A 19925-nucleotide genomic window follows, 5' to 3' on the forward strand; every position below is an offset into this window, starting at 1 on the left:
CAGTAAAGTAAACTGTGAGTTTACTTTATTATATCCTCTTGACTGCGCTTGTCAATGAACCTATTTAGGATGTTCATGCAAGCATATTCCCGCGTAAGCTGCTGCCCCCACTTTCAAACGCAAAAAAGCCGCCGTTGCATCACAATGGATGCCCCCGCGGCTTTTTTTCGCAGACCATTCGTCCGTGCTTACAGACCGTAGATAGCCTTGTACTTCCCTTCCAGATAGTCGGCCAAATATTCGGGATTCAATTCCTCTCCGGTCACGCTCAAAATAATTTCGGCCGGCTTCAACGCTTTGCCGTGCTTGTAGATTTTGTCGGTCAGCCATTCCTTGATCGGTTTGAAGTTGCCTTCCTTCACAAACCCCTCAAATTGCGGCAGCTCTTTCTGGAGCGTGCGGGCAATTTGCGCCGCGTACATATTGCCGAGCGCATAGGACGGGAAATAGCCGAAGCTGCCGCCGGACCAATGCACGTCCTGCAGGACGCCAAGACCGTCGTTCGGCGGCGTGAGTCCGAGATAGGTTTTATATTTCTCATTCCATACTTTAGGCAGCTCGCTGATCGGGAGATTTTCGTTAAAGATCATCTTCTCGATTTCATAACGAATGATGATATGGAGGTTGTAAGTGAGCTCATCGGCCTCGATGCGAATCAACGAGTTCTCCACCCGGTTCACGGCGCGATAGAAGTCGTCGACCGTTACGTCCTTCAACTGATCGGGGAAATGCTGCTGCAGGTCGGCGTAGTAGCGTTCCCAAAAGGCGCGGCTGCGTCCGACGAAATTTTCCCAGAACCGCGACTGGGACTCATGAATCCCCATGGATGTCCCCTCGCTAAGCGGGGTTCCGTTCAGTTCCTTGGCGACATTTTGCTCATACAGCGCATGGCCGCCTTCATGGAGCACGCTGAAGATCGAGCTCGTTACATCATCCTGCAAGTAGTTTGTGGTAATCCGGACATCGCCCTGATTCAGCGTAATTTCAAAAGGGTGCACCGACTCGTCCAACCGTCCGGCCTCGAAATCGTATCCGATCTGTTCGAGCAAATACCGCCCGTATTTTTCCTGCTGTGCTTTATCATACAGCTGATTCAGAAACGGAGCCTGCGGTTTATGCGGCGCAGACGTGATCTTGTCCACCAGTGGAACCAACCGGTCGCGCAGCTCGCCGAACACCTGATCCAGCTTTTTCACGGTCAATTCAGGCTCGTACATATCCAGCAAGGTATCGTAACGCGTTTCCTTCGGACCCCAATAATCAATGAATTCCTGGGTGAGTGCGACAATCCGGGTTAAATAGGGTTCGAAGCCGGCAAAATCCCCGTTCTCCTTGAAATCTTCCCAGAGCGTCTCGGCATGCGCCGTTAGCTCCGCGTATTCTTTGAATTTGTCCGGGGGAATTTTCACATTGCGGTCATACTCCTCTTTCACCAGCTTCACCAGGCGGCGGCCAGTTTCATCCAGTTCACCGAGGACGGTTTCGTGATGCAGGTAGCTCAAATACTCTCCCATTTCCTGAGAGGTTTGCAGCTTGAAAGCTTCCGTTGAAAGCACGCCGATCGTTTCCGAACGGGCTTCCGCTCCCTTCCGCGGCGCTCCGGTCCGCAGATCCCAATGCATCATCGCCACCGCTTCATGATAGCTTTTAATTTTCCGCAGTAGCTCTAGAAAGGATTTCCATGTATTTGCCGTTTGCTGCTTCATAATGGATCCCACCTCTATCCTCTAATTTTTCCATTCCTCTTGATGATACTTTTTACAAAACGTATAATCAAATTTTAAGACGGCCTTTTTGGTTTTTTCAAATGTTTTTCAGCAAAAATAAAGGAGATGTCGCCGATGAGAATTGAATTGGACTCGCGTGCGGAACATATGATCCGGGAAGCGATCGGGGATCAACCCGGTTTGATGCGGCTGGTCTATGATACGGAAAATTGCGGCTGCGGAATGAGCGGCGTTCCCAGTCTGCAGATTGCCCAAGAGCCCGGGCCCTATGATATCCCCATGGAAAATGACACCTTTCCCTTTTCCATCGACCGGATGCAGGCTGTCTTTTTTGAAGAACAGTTGATGCTTACCGCCGAGGAAAGCGGAGGAACATTCCGTCTGGACGGTGTCTCGCAGTTTTATAAGTCAAATATCCGGCTCACAGATCGCCGGCAACTGTAAAGTCCAAAATCGCGAAGGAGGAAGATCGTTATGAGTCAGCTACAATCCATTCTGGAGTACAATCGCACATTTGTTGCTAACAAAGAATATGAGGCCTATATCACGGACAAGTTTCCGGAGAAAAAAATGGTCATTGTCACCTGCATGGACACCCGGCTGGTCGAGCTCCTTCCCAAAGCCATGAACCTGCGCAACGGCGACGCCAAGATCATTAAAAACGCGGGCGCCGTCATTTCCCAGCCGTTCGGGAGCGTTATGCGGAGTCTGCTCGTGGCCATTTACGAGCTGAAAGCCCAGGAGGTTTACATTATAGGCCACACGGGCTGCGGGATGGCCTCGCTGAATTCCGAGCGTATGATCGATTCCATAAAGGAACGCGGCATTTCCCAGGACGTGCTGAGCACGCTGGAAAACTCGGGGATCAAACTAAAGAAATGGCTGCGCGGGTTTAACAACGAAAAAGAGGGGGTAATTCATACTGTGGAGATTGTGAAAAATCATCCACTGCTTCCCCCCCAAGTACCTGTTCACGGCATGCTCATCGACTCCACTACGGGAGAGCTTGAGCTTGTCGTGGACGGTTACGCCTCTCGAGGGGATGAATAGCCGATGAGTCATGATTTTAACGAACGCACCCAGCGCCGGGGAACACGGTCCTATAAATGGGACCAGGGCGAGAAACTGTTCGGGGACCCCGATGTCCTGCCGTTGTGGGTAGCCGACATGGATTTCAAATGCGCCCCGGCGATCGTTCAAGCGGTAAACGAACGGGCGGCTCAAGGGATCTACGGATATACGATCCGCACCGAAGATTATGTAAAGGCGATTACGGACTGGTTTCAGCGCCGGCATCATTGGACCATCGATGCCAATTGGCTGACCGATTCTCCGGGCGTTGTACCGTCGCTCAGCATCGCCGTTCAAACATTGACCGACCCGGGAGATGCCGTTATCCTGCAGTCTCCCGTGTACAACCCGTTTTATGACGTGATCCTGAAAAACGGGCGCAGACTGGCGGAGAGTCCGCTTCTCCTGAAGGAAGGCCGGTATGAAATGGATTACGGCCGGCTTGAAGGCCTGATGAAAGAAGGCGCCAAGCTGCTGCTGCTGTGCAGTCCGCAAAATCCGGGCGGCCGGGTCTGGACCAAGGAAGAGCTTGTACGTCTCGGTGACCTTTGCGTCAAATATGATGTCAAAGTAGTGGCCGACGAGATCCATTGCGATTTGGTATTTCCGGAGCACCGTCACTTTCCTTTCGCTTCCCTATCGGAAGCTTATGCCGAAAGAACGGTCACCTGTCTGGCCCCTTCGAAAACCTTCAACATTCCGGGGCTGCAAACGTCGTTTACCGTCATTTCCAACCGGGAGCTTAAGCGGAAGTTCGATCAAACGATCGAGGCTCTGGGGATCGGATCCGTCAACTTTTTCGGTCCGTCCGCCACGATTGCGGCGTACGATAAAAGCGAAGACTGGCTGGACGCGCTGCTCGGTTATGTAAAAGCAAATCAGGAATTTGCGGTTCGGTATTTGGCCGAGCATCTTCCCGACCTGATCCCCTTTCCGTCCGAAGGTACCTATCTGCTCTGGGTAGATTGCCGGAAGCTGCAGCTCTCGTCTACGGAACTCAAGCGGCTCATGTACAAGGAAGCCAAAATCGCCTTTACCGAGGGCTCGCTGTACGGCAAGAACGGCGAGGGCTTCCTGCGAATCAATCTGGCTTGTCCGCAGGATTTCCTGAAGGAAGCGCTCGACCGCTTTACTTCGGCAGTAACTGCCCACAAAGGTGTATAAAGTATAAATAAGCGGAATGCAGATCAATGCATTCCGCTTTTTTTTGCCAGTATCCCATTTTCGTTCCATCAACCCTATAATGTTCCGTATCCCTACGGATAAGCAGGGAGCCGCAGAACGCGGACTCCCTTTGCATTACTTCGCTTGCTGGTCCTTTTGAAACTCATTCAGCAACCGATCAAGCTTCTGACTCAAATTGACCAATTCCCGGTCGGCCAGGCGTTTGTACACAGCGAGTTTATTCAGTTCAGACCGGAGTTCCTCGATTTTGCGGATCAACTCCAAAGCGAACACTCCTGTAAATTCAAATATCTATGCGATACGTCCGCTGTGCACTGGCGACCGTTATGCGGATCCCACTCCGGCATTGTCCGCACCAACCCAAAAGTGGTATTACATTCTTTCGACAGTTTCACCTAAATAACCTCCTAAAAAGAGATTTTATGTAAAATTTAAAAGACACCCTCGACGTTCATTCTCGTCTATTCCTTGTTGTCCGAGCCGGGCGCTTGATCCCTGAGTTATACATCCATATAATAGATTAGACCTACACCAAATAATCCGGGAGGAATTGCCCATGGATGTCGATATTCGCGAAGAGCTCGATCCCATTTTCGAAACGATGGGTCTAATCTATGTAAGCTGCCACGCCGAAAAACAAAAAACGGAAACCATGCTTGAATTGCCCTTATCCGCAACAAGCCGATCCTCGTACTGGATGAGGGAACGTCCGCCATTGACATGCAGACCGCTTATGAAATTGAAAGCCGGCTGCTCACGTTGAAGGATCTGACGCTGATTACGATCACCCATAATATGAGCGAAGACCTCCTCAAACAATATGATGAAATTTTTTATATGGAAAACGGCCAAGTGGCCGAAAGAGGGACCTTGCAGGAATTGCTTCGCTTCGATGGCGGTTTCAAACGCTTTTACACGTTGGAACGAGAGCAAACGCCACCCTCAACCCGGGAGGAACAGTTGCCTTTACCAGTGGCTTCCCCTTCATAACGCACCTTGCTCTCCAACGACGAAACGTTGTCGGGCGGCATACAGCGTCGGCTGAGCATGGCGATGGCGTTGATTACGAACCCCCGCATCCTTTTCCTGGGCGAACCGACGCTCGGACTCGATGTGCTTGCCCGGCGTGAGCTGTGGAACGCGATTCTATGCAAAAAGCCAAAAAAGGCTGCCGATTGAGGCAGCCTTACTCTATCATCCTTCGATCTTCATCACCCGGTCCACCCATCCCCGATAAAAGGAATGCTCGTGCGATACGACCAGCACGCTGCCTTTAAACCGGACAAGGGCCGCCTGCAATGCCTCTTTGGTTTCCGCATCCAAATGGTTGGTCGGCTCATCCAGAATCAAGAAATTACATGGCGAAAGCATCAGCCGGCACAATTTCACCTTGGACTGCTCACCGCCGCTGAGCGTTCCGATCGCCTGGGCGGCGAGCGTGGCATTTAAGCCGCACTGCGCCAGACTGCGCCGGATTTCCTTCTCCTGCATCCGCGGATATTGCTCGGCCATGTAGCGAATTGGGGTAAGCTTAAGGTCTTCCCAAACGAGTTCCTGCTCAAAATAACCGACCCGGACGCTCTCCGCGAATTGAAAGCGTCCGCCAATCGCGGGGATGCGCCGAACCAGCGTATTCAGCAGCGTCGATTTCCCGATACCGTTAAAGCCGGTAATCCCCACCTTTTCTCCGCCTCCGACCGAAAAACTCAGCCCCGGCAGCAGCGGCCGGTCATAGCCGATCCGAAGCCCCTTGACTAAGAGCGACAGCTCCCCCGCAAGCGGGAGCTCCTTAAAGAAGAAAGAGGGCTTATGGACAAAAGCCGGCGGGGCCAGCCGCTCCATTCGCTCCAACTGCTTGCGGCGCCCTTGGGCGATACGGCTGTTGACCCCGGCGATATTTTTGCGGATGTACGCCTCGGTCTTTTCGATCTTCTTCTGCTGTGTGTGATATTGCCGCAGGTAATCCTTGCGCAGATGCTCCTTCTGACGAACAAAGTCGCTGTATTTGCCCGTATATTTCCGGATCGTTTCAAACTCGATGTCACAGATACAAGTCGTGACTTTGTCCAGGAAGTTGAAATCGTGGGAGACCAGGATAAACGCGCCGCCAAAACCGGACAAGAAGCCGGACAGCCAGTCCACATGCTCCTGATCCAGGAAATTGGTCGGTTCATCCAGCAGCAGTACATCCGGCTGCTCCAGCAGCAGCTTGGCGAGAATGACCCTCGCCCTTTGCCCTCCGCTCAGCTCCCGGATCGGCCGGTCAAGGCCCATAGCCTGAATGCCGAGCCCTTGGGCCACCTTATCAATCCGGCTGTCAATGGTGTAAAAGTCTCCTCCCTCCAGCTTCTCCTGAATCTTGGCCGCCTGCTCCAGCTTGTTATATTCGCCGGAAGCGGCCATCTCCGCATAGAGCTCGTTCATTTTATTCTCCAAGGCATACAGCTCGGCGAAAGCCGTTTTCAAATACGCCCGGATCGTATCCGTTCCCCGAATTTCGGCGTGCTGATCCAGATGACCTACCTTGAGGCCAGGCTGCCATTTCACCGTTCCGGAATCCGGAATCAGCGCCCCGGTCAAAATTTGAATCAGCGTGCTTTTTCCCGCTCCATTCTGGCCGACGATGCCCATATGCTCACCCTTGAACAACTGCAACCCGGCATTCCGGTACAGGGTTTTGTCCGCAAACCGGTGCGTCAAATCGTAAACTCCCAATAAGCTCATTCTTTATTCCTCTTTTCCATACATAATAAAAAAAGAGCAGAAAACCGCGCGTCATCAAGACGCCGGCCCTCTGCTCTTTCGGTTGGCTGCCACGGGAAAGATAGGCAAAGCCCCGAACCAAACACAAAGGGCCACGGACAAAGCATTGTCCATGGCCCTTTAATCAAGATAAGCACCGGGTTATAGCCGCACTGAAATAAGCGTAACGATTTCTACGCTTTTCGCGCTAAGCCATAACCCGATGAATACGGGAATCTAGGCGATTCCCCGATTAAGCTCCGCACAATGCTTCATCGTGAACAGTTGTACGGAGCGGAGTTTTCTAACCAGTTTGACAAGACGAATATACATCGCTTAAACACCTGCTTTTTCCAAAAATACGCCTTTATCATACCACAGAAGTTCCGATTTGGAAAAGAGAGCCCGAAAGGAACCTTGGGCCGGCCGCGGAGCGAGGCGGCGAAAAACGCCGTTTTTCAGGCGACGCTTGAGTTGATCGAACAGGCCGGTTCCCCCGGTTTGACGATCGATGCGGTTGCCGCCCACGCCGGGGTAAGCAAAGCAACCATTTACCGGTGGTGGCGGGACAAGACCATGCTGGTGCTAGAAGTGTTTCTGTCGCTGCTATCGCCTTGGGTGGATTTTGACGAAACCTTGCCGGTCCGGGACAACTTTATCCGCCAGTTAAAAGGGATGGCCGCTTTGTTCGATCAGCCGCTGGGCCGTTCCGTACTGTTCATGATCGCGGGCAGCGAAGCGGATTCGCAGGTGGTGGAGGGCTTTCATTCCTCCTATCTCAAGCCGAAGCGAAATGAAGCCAAGACATTCCTTGAAGCCGGAATCCGCAGCGGCGAGCTCCTCCCCGACATTGATTTGGACATTACGCTCGACCTGATCTATGCGCCTGTATATCATCGTTTCCTGGTGCACAAAAACACGCCGGACAGCACCTATATTGAGAAGCTGGTCGATTGCGTATTGAACCCTTTTACCTGCGATAGCAAAAAGCGGCAGCAGGGCTTATAACCCGGCCTCCGCTTTTATTTTCTTCAAGCCTATTAATTCAGTCTGTGCACCATCTCGTATTTGTTTCCGCAAGGATCTTCGAAATAGAAGGCATAATAGGTTGGACTGATGGGAAAAAGCTGCGGACCGGCATTAATCGTTCCCCCGCTCTGTTTGACCCGTTCGGCGATGCGATCCACTTCCTCCCGGTCGCTTGCCCAAAAGCCGATCAGGTTCCCGTTCGGCCGGTGTTCCGGGTCCTCGGTAATGGCAAAGTAGGGTACATCCGGTAGATTGCCCTCCCCGGCAAACACCTTCCAATCGGCACTATGATAAGTTTGCGTAAATCCCAACTCGGGCAGCAGACTTTCGTAAAAATGCGCAACCGCCTCCCAACGCTTAACCCTTAGATCGATATGACTGTATTTGTTCATCTCGTAACCCTCTCCTTTTTCGCTTTTATAACATATCGCGCTCCGGCTTCAATCCCCTGACAAACAAATCGGTGCTGGATTCAATAAACTCCGGAATGGAAAACCGGGACATCGCCGCTCCCCCTAGCAGCCGGGACATAAACGCCCCATAGTTCACCCACATGAAGTGAATAGCCTGGTCCTCCGCATCCGTTTGCATGATTTCTCCTTTATTCTGCATGTCCTGAAAATAATTCTTCAACAGCTCAAACAGTGCCAAAGGATGCTTCTGTGCGTTTTCGCGTATGTCCCTCAATTCTTCGTCCCTCAAAACAATCAGGAACAACTTGCGGTTTCGATCCATCATTTCATGATACACTCGACCGATCATCATCAGATCCGCTTTCAGATCCCAAAGGATGTTCTCTTCAAAAATTTTCGTCATCTCGACGGAATAATGGTAACGGTCAATTGCGCTTTCCAGCAGCTTCATCTTGCTGCCGAAATTCCGGAACAGGGTCATCTCGCTAAGCCCGGCGGCTGCGGCGATTTCCTTCGTCGACACGCCCTTGTACCCTTTTTCGGCCATCAGCTCAATGGCCTGGTTCATTAATTTGTCTTTCGTTTCGTTAACAGATGATTTGGTTGGCAAAGAGGATCCTTCCTTTAGTTTGGTTTGTTTTATTTGTCTGTTATCAATGTTTGTTAGTGCTCACTATCATAAAATATATGATCTGCATCCAAATGTCAATATATTCTTCCACGATGTCCCGCCGCATTTGGCTCGCTTTAAAATTCCTGCAAATCCGCAGGCTTTTTCCCGCGTTTCGGGCGAAAATTAAAAAAACCTGCAAATCTGCAGGTTTTTCCGGCATGACAAGCTAAATCGGCGAATTGTCCCGAAAATTGTTGCAGATTTGCAGGAATTTCCTGTCCCCAATCGTTCGGATTAAAAAATTCCTGCAGATCTGCATCTTTTACGTTCAGGCCACGCTTTTTTGTCAGCTCTCGGTTCAAGTCGTCACCCTTTTCGCCCCTCTACCTTTACACCTGTTCGCGCTTTACTCCTGATCATCTGCAACCTTTTCACGCATTACAAACCTATCCGTACTTTACTCCTGTTCACACCGGACTCCTGTCCGTCTTTCCTCCTGTTCGTACTACCCATGCCCGCTTTACGCCTGTCCGTTCTGCACCTGTTCGTACCTATACCAAAGCTCCCGGAAGTCCGCCCAGCCCCGCGAAGTGAACGCTACGCCTTCCAGCGACGAATCGTACGTAATATCGATGATTTTATGAACGAGGAACAGCATGGCTCCCTCATCGGCAAAGTACTGTTCCATCTCCTTGTACTCACGGAAACGCGCCGCCGGGTCTTCTTCGTTTTTGAGCCGGTTGACGTAGGCCTCCAGCCTGTGCCTGTGCTCGGGATCGAGGAACGGATAGATGAACCCCCATTCGAACAAAAACAAGTCAAACATCGAAATCACGCCTTCATGCGGTGTCGCCTCAAAGAGGAGCATATCGGTTTGCCGGAGGATTTCCGGATTCGGGACGTCGGCCCAATCCAGAATTTGCAGCTGAATCCGCACCCCATAGCGGAGCAAGGTCTCGCGAATGCATGCGGCATCCGGCTCATGCCGGTGATACGTCGTAAGCACCAGCGTTTCTCCCAGGTATCCCGCGTCCCGCAGCTCTTGTCCCCAATCTACCGCGGATGGCAAGGTACTCGCGTTCTCATGCCGCGCCCTGCCCGCCGTCTCGCTAAAAGGAAAGCCGCTGGCGATCCCATGCCGGATCCCGCCCAACGCCAGCAAGGCCTCGCGGTCGATCATCCGGTCGAGGATCCGGCGAAACGACTTGTTCTGAAGCGGGCCTTTCTTGCGCATGTTCAGCGTCAGCACATTCGTTCCGGAATACCGGGCTTCCGACTGGCCCAACCGGGTGGGAAACGGCGGAAGCTGCCCTTCCCCCAAATTCATAAACAACTGCCCCGATCCGTCCAAGCTCTCCTTGAAATATTCCGAGACCCGGACTACCTCGATCCGGTCCAAATGAGGCCGGTAACCGAAGTAGGCATCGAAGGCGGACAGAATACAGTGGTCCGGTGTTATTTTTTCGAGGACAAAGGGTCCCGTCCCCACCGAAAATCTCACGAAACCGTCGGAAATCCCGGATGTATCCACCACTGAAGCGGGAGTGAAGGCGACAAAATGCAAAAACAAGGCATTGGGACGTTTCAGCCGAAACAGCAGAGCATGCCTCGATTTCACTTCCATCACGTCAATGTCGTCCACCACCCAACGGTGCGGAGAGTCGAACAGCCTGGTGAAAGATTGCTTCACCGCTTCAGCCGTTAGAGGCCGGCCATTGTGGAAAACGACGCCTTTTCGCAAATGAAAAAGCCATTCGGTATACGATCCATTGGTTTCCCAGGCATGGGCCAATGCGCCCGAGAAGGCTTCGCGGTCCGCGTCGTATTGCACCAAAGTATCGAACACCTGCATAATCAAATGCGCATCCGAATCAAAGATCACCCGAGTGGGGTCCAGCGTGGTGATCGTCCGGTAAATCGGGATAACGAGCGCGTCTTTGGCTTCCTGATGGGGGGCATGAAGTTTTTTGTAGCCGAAAAAAGAGTTCACCCAGCCCACCAAGAAACGATCGGCTTCCGTCCCTTCACCAAATTCCTTCACCAGCTCAAGAGCTTCGCTGATGGCCCGCTCATTCAGAAGCGCCTCGGTTTTCCCCAGCAAAAACGCATCGAATTCCCGGTAAAACATCAGTTTCGATGTATTCCCGCGCCCGATCCCCGGCCTGAAGTCCAGCAATCCGTCCTCGACCAGCTTGTTCACAACAAGCTTGACATTGCGAGGCGTACAAACAAAAATTCCGGCCAGTTCCTGGGAAGACACCGGAATCTCTTGATGATTGGGGCAGTGCCGATAGACCTGCCTTAATCTGAGAAAATAATAGTCGTTGGTTGAGAGCATCGAAAAAACCACCTCTACCCGCTATTGTACCGGATCGGGTAGAAAAAGTCGCCAAGACAACCATCAAGTGATCCGCAGAAAACCGGACGTAAATATCTACGCCCGGTTTCTCCCCTCAGTCTGCGTTATTCCATGATGTCCAGCTCCGTGAAGACCGCTTCCCCGTGCTCGACGAAGAGTCCCAGCCCCCCGGGTTCGTAATCGTAAGCTCGGGCGGCCAACGCCGTATCGTTGACATAAAGGATCACAATATTTCCGCTTGTGATTACCTTAATCTCCGCCTCTTGCTCACCCGCTAACGGAACATACCTTTCTTCGACAAACAGCTGATCCCCATCGAACTTGTTGGAGCGGTCAAAAATCACCCTGTTCCTTGAAGGCTCCAGCCGAACCTGGCACCATTTCTCCAGCCGCTCTCCCTCGGTATGCAGTATGAGCCCGCATGCGAGGGTCTCCGGCGTCCAGCTTAGCTTCGCTCTAACCAGACAATCTTCGGTCATTCTTGCCACTTCAGCCCAGCCGAAACCGAAAGGTTCATGGCCGCGTATCCCGTTTTCAACCGTCCAAGTCCCGCGGCGAGCCACGGTTGCTTGAGGCAGCGCTTTACGGTACGAATCCTCCAAAGCTTGTACCGGCTTTACGCCGAGTGTGCCGTCCGGACGCTGTACCAATTCGTGCACCAGGGTGCTCCCCCCCCACTGGTACGGCTTCCTGTCGTCCATACCGGCGCGGAAGGCCTGCCAGCCGACCAGAAAGCGGTTTTTGCCGTCTGATACCGTTTTCGCGGCGTAAAAGCCCCGGCCGTCAAACATATCGTCGACCGCCGGCGTGATCCACGGCCCCTTCGGACTTTGGGCCATCCGGTAACGCGTCTCCCACCAGCGCGTATAATTTGAGAAGACCATGTACCACCAATCGCCCATTTGGAATATATCGTGGCATTCATGCGTAGCAAAGGTTCCAGGGGCGTAGATCGCCGTTCCGGCACGCCAGCTCGCCAAATCGGAAGACTTCATAATATGGGTGCATCCGCCGCGGTTGTGATCCGCGTCCTTCTCGGTCGCCGTCACGGCCATCCAATATTCCTGCTCCTGATCGTTCCAGAACACCTGGGGATCTCTCCAATGCAACCCGCCGTAATGCTCCGTGTCCGGCGCCACTTTAAACGAGGCATCCTTCTCCCAATGGATGAGATCGGTGCTTATAGCCCTCATCAGCACCTGTTCATGCTTGCCCGGCGTGTCCCGGTAGCTCTCGTTGAATCCGGTATAGTAGAAATGAAAAACTCCTTTGTGTTCCACGACGCTCCCCGTGCCGATATGCCAGTCCTGATCCTCCGGACTTCCGCAGGGGATCGCCATCCGCGGCTCTCCGTAATGAACGAAATCCTTTGTGAGGACTTCATAAACGCAGTACTTGTGCAAATAAAACAAATGAAAGATTCCCTGATGGTAGAACGGCATAAAGTCGCCGCAAGTATCCGGTCCCGGCATATTCTCGCGCTCGGCCTCGTGCAAATAAAATCGGTGTCTGCTTCCCTGTTTCATCTATTGCTGGCCTCCTCCTATTTGGCTTCAAAAGTGGTGTTATACCATTCATTCACTTCTTTGGTAATCTGGTCACCGCCAAGCTTCTTCCAATTCTCTACGAACGCATCAAAGTCGGAGACCGGAGCGCTGCCGGTGATGATCTTGATGAACGTCTCCTCCTGCAATTTGTCCAGCGTGGCGCCCTTCTGGCTCATCGTCGCCGTCGGCAAGCCGAACCAGGCCGACCGTTCGAGCAATTGGTTGTCGCGGTAATAGCCGATCACCTTCCAGGAGCTATCGGGACCGAGGAATTTATAGTAGTTCCAGCCCAGCGGATCGGCACCCTTATCCATCCCGTTGTCCATATAATTCTTGATCGTGTTGTAGTAACGGATCGCTTCCGGATGGATGTTTTCCACCTTTTCCTTGCCCTGCAGCACGTCGTTGATTTGCTTGAAGTATTTATTCGGTTTGTCCTCGGACGGATCGAGTCCGCCGAAGGCGTAAGCGGCGAAATTAATCCCGCTTTTCGGATCCACACCAAACGTATTCAGCGTTTCCATGGTCGTTTTCGGATTGTTGATTTTGTCCTGGAACAGGTTGATGATTTTCAAGAGCGCTTCCGGATGCTTGACATCGGCACGTACGGCAAAATAACGCTCCATCGTCACGGTCGTAACGGGCTTGGCCGGCTGGCCGTCGGCCGAAACGATCGGAACACAAATCCAATCAGCCTGCGGATTGTTCACGATGGCGTCCTTGGCGCTCATCCACGGCAATCCTTCCCGTCCATAGAACAGGCCGACCTTCCCCGCCGCGATATCTTCGCCGACCTTCTTCCAATCCTTGACGCCGAACTCTACGTCAATCAGATCCTCCGCGAACAGCTCTCTCAGCTTCGCCAAGGCTTCTTTCATCCCCGGCTTGATGGCTCCGTATGAAATCACCCCGTCTTCGCCGCGAATCCAAGCCTTGCCGTAGGCATGATAGGCGGCAAAGAAGCCTTCAAAGCTGCCGGTCGAACTGACTAGGTCTTTCTGAAAACCGATGCCAAACGTATCTTTGATGCCGTTGCCGTCAGGGTCTTCATTACGGAACGCCTTGGCGATCTTTACGACATCATCCAACGTCTTGGGGACCGGGAGATTCAGCTTTTCGAGCCAGTCCTGGCGAATCCAGATCATATCCGCCGTCGCGTCGAAGCCTCCCGTCTGCGGAATCCCGTAGAGCTTGCCGCCCACATACGCGGTCTTCATCTGGTTCCCGCCGTCCGCGTTTAAGGTGGCCTTCAACGTGTCCGAAGCGTATTTGTCAAAATACGGCGTCAAGTCGGCCAGCTTTCCCGCCTTGGCAAGTGTAAAGTAATCTTTTGCCGGAAGCGTCATCAGCTCGGGCAGATCGTCGGAGGCTACCGCCATCGTCACCTTTTGCTGGAAACCTTCGCCGGCTACCGCCCATTGATAATTGATTTTGATGCCTAGTTCGTTCTCGTAGGCCCGGGTCCAAACATTGTTGTTCAGATCGTCGCCGGGAAGGTATCTCTCATCCCCGTACAGGTTCTTCATCGCGGACAGCTCAATGGCCGGCTCGTACTTTACCAACGGACCGTCGTTTGCCGGCGTCGAAACGGCCCCGGTATCGGGCTGCTCCGGCTGACCCGATTTTGTCGCGCCTCCGCATGCCGTCATGGCGGCCATCGTCAGCACAAGCAGTATAATCAATGATCCTCTCAGCGCTATCGTTTTCCGTTTTTTCAAATTTCTCTCCCCCTTGATTAAACGTTGTTATGTCACGAATACCGACTTTTCTATCCTTTGACGCTCCCCAAGAGCATCCCCTTGACGAAAAATCTTTGCAAGAACGGATAGACCAGCAAAATCGGCAGCGTGCAAGCAAGAATCATCGCCGATCGCAGCGACCTGCCGGTGATTTCCAAAAGCTGCGGATTGTTCGCGAGCGCCGTCGACGAAAGCTGCGACAGATCCAGGTTCAGGACCATCGTTTGCAGAAAGGTCATCAGCGGATAACGGTCCGGCATGTTCATGAAAATCAGCCCGTCGAACCAGCTGTTCCAATGGCGGACGAGGATGAACAGCGTGATCGTTGCCAGTGAAGGCAGACTGAGCGGCAAATAGACCCTTACCATCGTAACCAGCCACCCGGCTCCGTCGATCAGAGCCGCCTCCTCCAACTCGCCGGGAATTGTCCGGAAGAAATTCAACATCAGCAGCACATTGAACATGGCCACCGCTTCAGGCAAAATCAGCGCCCAAACGGAATTGACCAGATGTAGCTCGTTGACCACAAGGTACGTGGGAATCAGGCCTCCGTTGAACACCATGGTCACCATGAAAAACCAAACGTAGAACCCTCTGAGGCGAAACACCTTTTTGGACTTGGACAGAGGATAGGCGACCAGAATGGTCAGCACGAGTTCCATGCCCCAGCCCAGGAAGGTCCGTTCCACCGTGATCCACAGCGATTTGAAAAATTGTGGATTTGCAAAAATGTATTGAAACGAGCTGGTATTAAAACCTTTTGGCCAAAGTCCGACCTGATTGGCCTCGACCACCGAGCGAGAGCTGAACGAGACCGCGATCAAATTCAGGATCGGCAGCAGGCAGATAAAGGCCATAAACGACAAGAGCAGAGCGTTAAAAACCACAAATACTTTTCTGGATGCGGAATTTTCCATAGCCGTAGCCCCCTTTCGTATAAGCGGCTAGAAAACCTTGTATCCTGCCCATTTGTTGGCCAGCTTATAGCCGATCACGATCAACACGAAGGACACGACCGATTTGAAAAAGCCGACGGCGGTGGCAGGGCCGAACTGCACATCCACGATCCCGATGCGGTACACAAGGGTGTCGATAATATCTCCTGTGCTGTAGACCTGCGGACTGTACAAGTTGTAGACCTGGTCAAAACCGGCCTGCAGCACATTACCGATACCGAGCACCATCAGCAGCAGCATGACCGGCGCCAGGGCAGGCAGTGTGACGTGAAGGGTCTGTTTCCATCTGCCCGCCCCGTCGATAATAGCAGCCTCGTATTGCGTCGGGTCGATCGTGGTGATCGATGCGAGGTAAATGATCGTCCCCCAACCGAATTCTTTCCAGACATCGGTGAAGACGAGCGTGTACGGAAAGGTTGCCGGGTCCCCGAGAAAAAAGATCGGCTTCATCCCCAGCCCGGCCAGCAGATTGTTAACGATGCCCGCCGACGGAGACAAAATATCGATGAGCACGCCGGCCAGCGCCACCCACGACAGAAAATGCGGCAAATACAGCATCGTCTGTACCGATTGCTTGAACCACCGGTTACGGACTTCATTAAGCAGCAGGGCGAACACGACCGGTACGATCAGATTGCCGACGATTTTCATCACGGCGATAAACAAGGTGTTCCACAGCACGTTGAAAAATCCAGGTAAATTGAAAACGTATTCAAAATTATCCCAGCCTACCCACCTCTGGTCGGAAAGACCGAAAACGGGTTGATAGTCCATAAAGGCGATGGATAAGCCCGCGATGGGAACATAACGGAAAATGAGGGTCAGGATGACCGCCGGCAAAAGCATGACATGGAACGGAAGCTCTGCCAGAAACCATTTTCTCTTCGGATTGCCGGATACTGCGATTCTAATCTCCCCCTTTTTAAAGCGCTTACTTTGCGATCGCAATTTCATTATCCGGCTTTTCGCGTTCCATTCCCATGCTAATCTTTGGACTTTTATCTCTATCCCTTTACCTGTTTTGAAGCTCCTCCCTTTAAGCGTGGCGATTCCTGTACTCCTGCGGCGTAAGGCCTTCTAGTATTTTGAAGTTTCGGATAAAATAGTTGGTGTTCTCATATCCGCATTTTTGAGCAATCTCGTAAATTTTCATTTTCGTGTGGGTCAGCAGCGAACGGGCCAATTCGATCCTGCAGCGGGTGATATAATCGTGGACCCCAATCCCCACCTCTCGTTTGAACATCCGCGAAAGATAACTGGGGTTGAAGCCTGTCGCCCGTCCGAGCGCATTCAAGGAGAGATCCGCCGCCAAATGCTGGTTGATATATTCTTTGATCCGGCTTATGGTCGTCTCCGCATTGGCCCGCCGCTCCGTGTCCGCCGCTTCGCACAGCGCGCGGCCCAGCTTGTTCAGATACGCGGCCCGCTCCACCCAGCTCGGCATTTGCGTGGGCGAGTACAGCAGCGTCAAGTCGATGTCCTCCGGCAGCGCCGAGTATATGCGGGTTTCGTTCAAATGACCGAGCAGCGTCTTGCCGGCCGCAAGATAAAGCTCCATCGTGTGCAGCGGGTAGGCGTTGCGAAGCCGGGACAACACCCGGCACACCTCGTCCAGAAGACTCAGGAACGAATCCAGATTGCCGCTTTGCAGATGAGTCCTGAGCATTTCCACACGCGGCAGCAAACGTAAGACAACGGCGCACTCTTCGTCCTCCGAAGTGAACGACTCTCCGGGATATCTGTCTCCTTCCGTGGCGATTCCTTCCTGGCTGCACAGATCAAAGAGCGCCAGCGTTCTTTGAAGCGACCGGTAAACGCGGCCGATTTCCATCCAGCTTCCTGGTTGTTTCGCTAGCACAAAAGAAAGCTTGCATCCCGTGCGTTCCGCCAGAATCGCCTGAATATCCTCCAGGAGCGGCATCGGCACGGTAGGCGGGCCAAGTTCACTGTCCCGGCCGACCAGAAACCAGAGAATATCTTCCCGATGGCTTGTGCTGAGAATTTGCAGGGGTGAAGGTTGCAACTGGGCCTTGAGGATTTCCTCCACGGTCAATTGAACGAGCCCTTTCCTCGTGAAGGACAACTGCTCGGAGCAGTTTCGCCCGAGGAGAACCAACACGGGGTGACCCGGCATGAATGCATCCCCCAGCTCGTTCATCGCCCGGAACATCGCGTCCGCGTCGGGCGAAGATTCGGCAAGCAGCGCCGACAGCAGATGATCCCTGAACACCGGAAGCATGGTGGCAAGGCGAGCCTGGGCCTCAACATACTGGCTTTCCAATCCTTGCTCATACGCGATCCGGTCCAGGGCCGCCATGACCGCCGCGATCACTTTGTCGTCTCCCTCGGTTTTCAGAATATAGTCGTAAGCGTCTTGCTTGATCGCCTTGTAGGCGTACTCGAAATAATCGTAACCGGTCAGAAAAATAATTTTGACGGCGGGGAGAATTTCGCGCATCCGTCCCGCCAATTCGAGCCCGGATATACCCGGGATGTGAATGTCAAGCAGAACCACATCCGGGCGAAAAGCCGTAAATAGAAAAAGTGCATCTTTCGAAGAATAAGCGGCCTCCACTGTCAGCCCGAGGTCCTCCCGCTCCCGAAACATCATCCGTAATCCGTCGGCAATGGTGGGCTCATCGTCCACGATCAGCAGTTTTTGACCCGAATTGTTCATGATTTCCCCTCGCTTTCTCCGTTCGGTATAACAATCTCGACACAAAGTCCGCCAAGCCGTGATTGCGATATGCTCAGTCCGGCACGTTCATCGAAATAAATTTGCATTCGTTTATGAATATTCCTTAATGCCGTGGTCTGTCCGGCCTTACTCCCCGGCTCGATCAAGGTTCGGATATGCTCTAACGCGCTCCTGTCGAGGTCTCCGCTGTTTTCGACTCGGATGACCAGTTCCTCGCCATGTTCCCGGAAGGAGACGCTTAAGATGCCGGCCGTGTCCGAAGACACTTTTTCAAACACGTACTGAAAGGCGTTTTCCAACAAGGGCTGGAGAATCAGACGGGGAACCGGCGTGTGGGTCCACCGGGCAGGCAGCTCGGAAAATTCGATGTTCACGCGATTTTTGAAGCGAAAACTTTGAATGGACGCATAGTTCCGCGCGTGCGCCACCTCTTCCGCAAGCGTTTTTTCATCCTCGCCGTCGCGGGTAATGTACTCATAAAATTTACCGAGATGCTCGCAGAATACGACGCTGTTATCGTAATCTCTCATTTTGATCATGCGATAAAGAAGATAATAGCTGTTATACATGAAATGAGGATTGATCTGCGCCTGCAGGTGCTTCAACTGAGCATGGCTGATCAGAAGCTGCTGCTTTAAATCTTTTTCAATCAAGAAATCGATCTGGCCGACCATTTCATTAAAGCTGTCGTACAGCTTGGCAAAATACGTCTGTTCGTAGTGGAGTATCCTGTACTTGAAATTACCGGATCGCACTTGCTCGAAGGCATCCTCCAGCAGAAGCTTCAGCGGGTGGTAGACGCGGCGGTAGGAGTCGAGAAAGCCGGACAGTACGATGATCGCGATGATTGCGATAAATAACAGCAAAAGCGTAAGTCCGATTCCGATCAGAACCTGATTCGAGTTATCGACATACAGCCATAGAAGCCGGGTCCCGAGAACTTCGGACTCGCTTCGGATCACGTCGAATTTCTTGTCGGCGAGTTTCACGCGCTGCTCGGAAATCACCTCATCCATAGGCAAGGTGTAGCCCTCGTGCCCGCTGGCAACGATAAACGGCCGCTTGCCTCCGGTGAGCACGATCATATCCTCGTCGGTCAGCAGAGCGTTCTTTAACTGTTCTTCGATCGCCCGCTTGTCCAGTTCCACGATCAGGACGCAATCCAGAGACGGGTTGTCCTGCGCATTAGTAACCCCTTCTATAACGATTAAGCGATTATGGTAGGTCATCAGCGTGGAAGAGTTTGGAAATAAAACCTGCTCCATCTCCATCCAGGTGTTGGGTTCCATATCGTTAATTTCCTCGCCGCCGATCACTTTGCCGATAGATTTAAAGTAAATGGCCGCGTCCGATACCAAGCGGCTGCTGTTTTTCAACGATTTCATTTGATCCATCATCGAATGGATCATTTGATAGCGCAGGAAGTAAGGGCTGGATGAATAGAGATAGCGCAAATTATCCACACTTTCGTCCATCAAGACTCCGTACTGAATGCGTTTGATCGTTTCGATTTCGCTTTCGATATCGCGATGAACGAATTTTAGCCGTTCGACCTGTTTGTTATAAATGATCTCCGAATAATACCGCTGACTGCGCAAAAACAAGGCGACGCCAAAAATAATGGCGATGATCAGGATGGAAGCGATCACCAGAAGAAAACGTTTATAAAGCATGTTGAAAACGAGATTGTTTTTTTTGTGCGGTTTGCTTTTCATAGAAGACAATCCCTCCCTTGATGTCGCTTGGTTTACCGCGTTCGTCGTCGCCAAGAGCCGAAGCTATCGGGGTCTTTGGGGTGAGAAGTGGCGCTTGAACGCCAATTAGGAAGCGCTATCATAAATAAGTG

Annotated in this window: 18 protein-coding genes and 1 pseudogene; 6 read left to right on the top strand and 13 right to left on the bottom strand. The window is 52.4% G+C overall.

Features of this window, described 5'->3' with window-relative positions; translation table 11 throughout:
* Positions 1 to 188 precede the first annotated feature (188 nt).
* Complete coding sequence (locus tag V4U88_RS00660) at positions 189 to 1706, bottom strand: carboxypeptidase M32 (RefSeq protein ID WP_334071290.1); 1518 nt, start codon at positions 1704 to 1706, stop codon at positions 189 to 191.
* 135 nt (positions 1707 to 1841) lie between these two features.
* Between V4U88_RS00660 and V4U88_RS00665 the strand changes: the two genes are divergently transcribed.
* From V4U88_RS00665 to V4U88_RS00675, 3 genes are read left to right on the top strand one after another with little or no spacing between them, the layout of a single operon-like run.
* Positions 1842 to 2171 carry an iron-sulfur cluster biosynthesis family protein gene (locus tag V4U88_RS00665; protein WP_334071291.1) on the top strand — a complete coding sequence of 110 codons (330 nt, stop codon included), beginning with the start codon at positions 1842 to 1844 and terminating at the stop codon, positions 2169 to 2171.
* 30 nt (positions 2172 to 2201) lie between these two features.
* On the top strand, positions 2202 to 2777 hold the full coding sequence (locus V4U88_RS00670; protein WP_334071292.1) for a beta-class carbonic anhydrase: 576 nt from the start codon (positions 2202 to 2204) through the stop codon (positions 2775 to 2777).
* Positions 2778 to 2780: 3 nt separating this feature from the next.
* A complete protein-coding gene (locus tag V4U88_RS00675; protein WP_334071293.1) occupies positions 2781 to 3962 on the top strand; it encodes a MalY/PatB family protein in 1182 nt (393 codons plus the stop codon).
* 135 nt (positions 3963 to 4097) lie between these two features.
* On the opposite strand, the gene V4U88_RS00680 is transcribed toward V4U88_RS00675, so the two are convergent.
* Positions 4098 to 4247 carry an aspartyl-phosphate phosphatase Spo0E family protein gene (locus V4U88_RS00680; RefSeq protein ID WP_334071294.1) on the bottom strand — a complete coding sequence of 50 codons (150 nt, stop codon included), beginning with the start codon at positions 4245 to 4247 and terminating at the stop codon, positions 4098 to 4100.
* Positions 4248 to 4703: 456 nt separating this feature from the next.
* Here V4U88_RS00680 and V4U88_RS00685 point away from each other — a divergent pair, with 456 nt between their 5' ends.
* Together V4U88_RS00685 and V4U88_RS00690 are read left to right on the top strand one after the other, a co-directional pair.
* The gene (locus V4U88_RS00685; protein ID WP_334071295.1) at positions 4704 to 4973 is read left to right on the top strand and encodes a hypothetical protein; all 270 of its coding nucleotides are present in this window, start codon (positions 4704 to 4706) and stop codon (positions 4971 to 4973) included.
* A gap of 21 nt (positions 4974 to 4994) precedes the next feature.
* Positions 4995 to 5147: pseudogene (locus tag V4U88_RS00690) on the top strand (ATP-binding cassette domain-containing protein); the annotation flags it as partial.
* Positions 5148 to 5177: 30 nt separating this feature from the next.
* Here the strand turns inward: V4U88_RS00690 and V4U88_RS00695 are convergent.
* A complete protein-coding gene (locus tag V4U88_RS00695) occupies positions 5178 to 6707 on the bottom strand; it encodes an ABC-F family ATP-binding cassette domain-containing protein (RefSeq protein WP_334071296.1) in 1530 nt (509 codons plus the stop codon).
* Between the two features lie 285 nt (positions 6708 to 6992).
* Between V4U88_RS00695 and V4U88_RS00700 the strand changes: the two genes are divergently transcribed.
* Positions 6993 to 7733, top strand: coding sequence for a TetR/AcrR family transcriptional regulator (locus V4U88_RS00700; RefSeq protein WP_334071297.1), 741 nt, complete (start codon positions 6993 to 6995; stop codon positions 7731 to 7733).
* A 32-nt stretch (positions 7734 to 7765) separates the two neighbouring features.
* Here the strand turns inward: V4U88_RS00700 and V4U88_RS00705 are convergent, their stop codons facing one another.
* The 10 genes from V4U88_RS00705 to V4U88_RS00750 form a co-directional block, all read right to left on the bottom strand.
* Positions 7766 to 8146: a VOC family protein gene (locus tag V4U88_RS00705; protein WP_334071298.1), complete on the bottom strand. Its 381-nt coding sequence runs from the start codon at positions 8144 to 8146 to the stop codon at positions 7766 to 7768.
* Between the two features lie 25 nt (positions 8147 to 8171).
* The gene (locus tag V4U88_RS00710) at positions 8172 to 8777 is read right to left on the bottom strand and encodes a TetR/AcrR family transcriptional regulator (RefSeq protein ID WP_334071299.1); all 606 of its coding nucleotides are present in this window, start codon (positions 8775 to 8777) and stop codon (positions 8172 to 8174) included.
* A gap of 137 nt (positions 8778 to 8914) precedes the next feature.
* Complete coding sequence (locus V4U88_RS00715) at positions 8915 to 9142, bottom strand: hypothetical protein (RefSeq protein ID WP_334071300.1); 228 nt, start codon at positions 9140 to 9142, stop codon at positions 8915 to 8917.
* Between the two features lie 158 nt (positions 9143 to 9300).
* The gene (locus V4U88_RS00720) at positions 9301 to 11118 is read right to left on the bottom strand and encodes an ABC transporter substrate-binding protein (protein ID WP_334071301.1); all 1818 of its coding nucleotides are present in this window, start codon (positions 11116 to 11118) and stop codon (positions 9301 to 9303) included.
* Between the two features lie 125 nt (positions 11119 to 11243).
* Positions 11244 to 12665 carry a hypothetical protein gene (locus V4U88_RS00725; protein WP_334071302.1) on the bottom strand — a complete coding sequence of 474 codons (1422 nt, stop codon included), beginning with the start codon at positions 12663 to 12665 and terminating at the stop codon, positions 11244 to 11246.
* Between the two features lie 17 nt (positions 12666 to 12682).
* Positions 12683 to 14404 carry an extracellular solute-binding protein gene (locus tag V4U88_RS00730; protein ID WP_334071303.1) on the bottom strand — a complete coding sequence of 574 codons (1722 nt, stop codon included), beginning with the start codon at positions 14402 to 14404 and terminating at the stop codon, positions 12683 to 12685.
* Between the two features lie 50 nt (positions 14405 to 14454).
* Positions 14455 to 15342 carry a carbohydrate ABC transporter permease gene (locus V4U88_RS00735; protein WP_334071304.1) on the bottom strand — a complete coding sequence of 296 codons (888 nt, stop codon included), beginning with the start codon at positions 15340 to 15342 and terminating at the stop codon, positions 14455 to 14457.
* Between the two features lie 27 nt (positions 15343 to 15369).
* Positions 15370 to 16335, bottom strand: a complete 966-nt coding sequence (locus V4U88_RS00740; RefSeq protein WP_442951861.1) for an ABC transporter permease — start codon at positions 16333 to 16335, stop codon at positions 15370 to 15372.
* An 82-nt stretch (positions 16336 to 16417) separates the two neighbouring features.
* Positions 16418 to 18058 (bottom strand): response regulator transcription factor, encoded by a 1641-nt coding sequence (locus tag V4U88_RS00745; RefSeq protein ID WP_334071305.1) that lies wholly within the window; start codon positions 18056 to 18058, stop codon positions 16418 to 16420.
* On the bottom strand, positions 18055 to 19794 hold the full coding sequence (locus V4U88_RS00750; protein ID WP_334071306.1) for a sensor histidine kinase: 1740 nt from the start codon (positions 19792 to 19794) through the stop codon (positions 18055 to 18057). Before V4U88_RS00750 ends, V4U88_RS00745 begins: the two co-directional genes overlap by 4 nt.
* Positions 19795 to 19925 lie beyond the last annotated feature (131 nt).

Source organism: Paenibacillus sp. A14, assembly GCF_036864815.1.
In the GTDB taxonomy this organism is placed as follows: domain Bacteria; phylum Bacillota; class Bacilli; order Paenibacillales; family Paenibacillaceae; genus Fontibacillus; species Fontibacillus sanfengchensis.

Excerpts from the sequence above, each read along its gene's own strand:
- V4U88_RS00705 (WP_334071298.1), bottom strand. The coding sequence starts at position 8,146 with ATGAACAAATACAGTCATATCGATCTAAGGGTTAAGCGTTGGGAGGCG.
- V4U88_RS00695 (WP_334071296.1), bottom strand. The coding sequence starts at position 6,707 with ATGAGCTTATTGGGAGTTTACGATTTGACGCACCGGTTTGCGGACAAA.
- V4U88_RS00685 (WP_334071295.1), top strand. The coding sequence starts at position 4,704 with ATGCAGACCGCTTATGAAATTGAAAGCCGGCTGCTCACGTTGAAGGAT.
- V4U88_RS00750 (WP_334071306.1), bottom strand. The coding sequence starts at position 19,794 with ATGAAAAGCAAACCGCACAAAAAAAACAATCTCGTTTTCAACATGCTT.
- V4U88_RS00745 (WP_334071305.1), bottom strand. The coding sequence starts at position 18,058 with ATGAACAATTCGGGTCAAAAACTGCTGATCGTGGACGATGAGCCCACC.
- V4U88_RS00720 (WP_334071301.1), bottom strand. The coding sequence starts at position 11,118 with ATGCTCTCAACCAACGACTATTATTTTCTCAGATTAAGGCAGGTCTAT.
- V4U88_RS00670 (WP_334071292.1), top strand. The coding sequence starts at position 2,202 with ATGAGTCAGCTACAATCCATTCTGGAGTACAATCGCACATTTGTTGCT.
- V4U88_RS00700 (WP_334071297.1), top strand. The coding sequence starts at position 6,993 with ATGCTTCATCGTGAACAGTTGTACGGAGCGGAGTTTTCTAACCAGTTT.
- V4U88_RS00735 (WP_334071304.1), bottom strand. The coding sequence starts at position 15,342 with ATGGAAAATTCCGCATCCAGAAAAGTATTTGTGGTTTTTAACGCTCTG.
- V4U88_RS00660 (WP_334071290.1), bottom strand. The coding sequence starts at position 1,706 with ATGAAGCAGCAAACGGCAAATACATGGAAATCCTTTCTAGAGCTACTG.
- V4U88_RS00675 (WP_334071293.1), top strand. The coding sequence starts at position 2,781 with ATGAGTCATGATTTTAACGAACGCACCCAGCGCCGGGGAACACGGTCC.
- V4U88_RS00740 (WP_442951861.1), bottom strand. The coding sequence starts at position 16,335 with ATGAAATTGCGATCGCAAAGTAAGCGCTTTAAAAAGGGGGAGATTAGA.
- V4U88_RS00725 (WP_334071302.1), bottom strand. The coding sequence starts at position 12,665 with ATGAAACAGGGAAGCAGACACCGATTTTATTTGCACGAGGCCGAGCGC.
- V4U88_RS00665 (WP_334071291.1), top strand. The coding sequence starts at position 1,842 with ATGAGAATTGAATTGGACTCGCGTGCGGAACATATGATCCGGGAAGCG.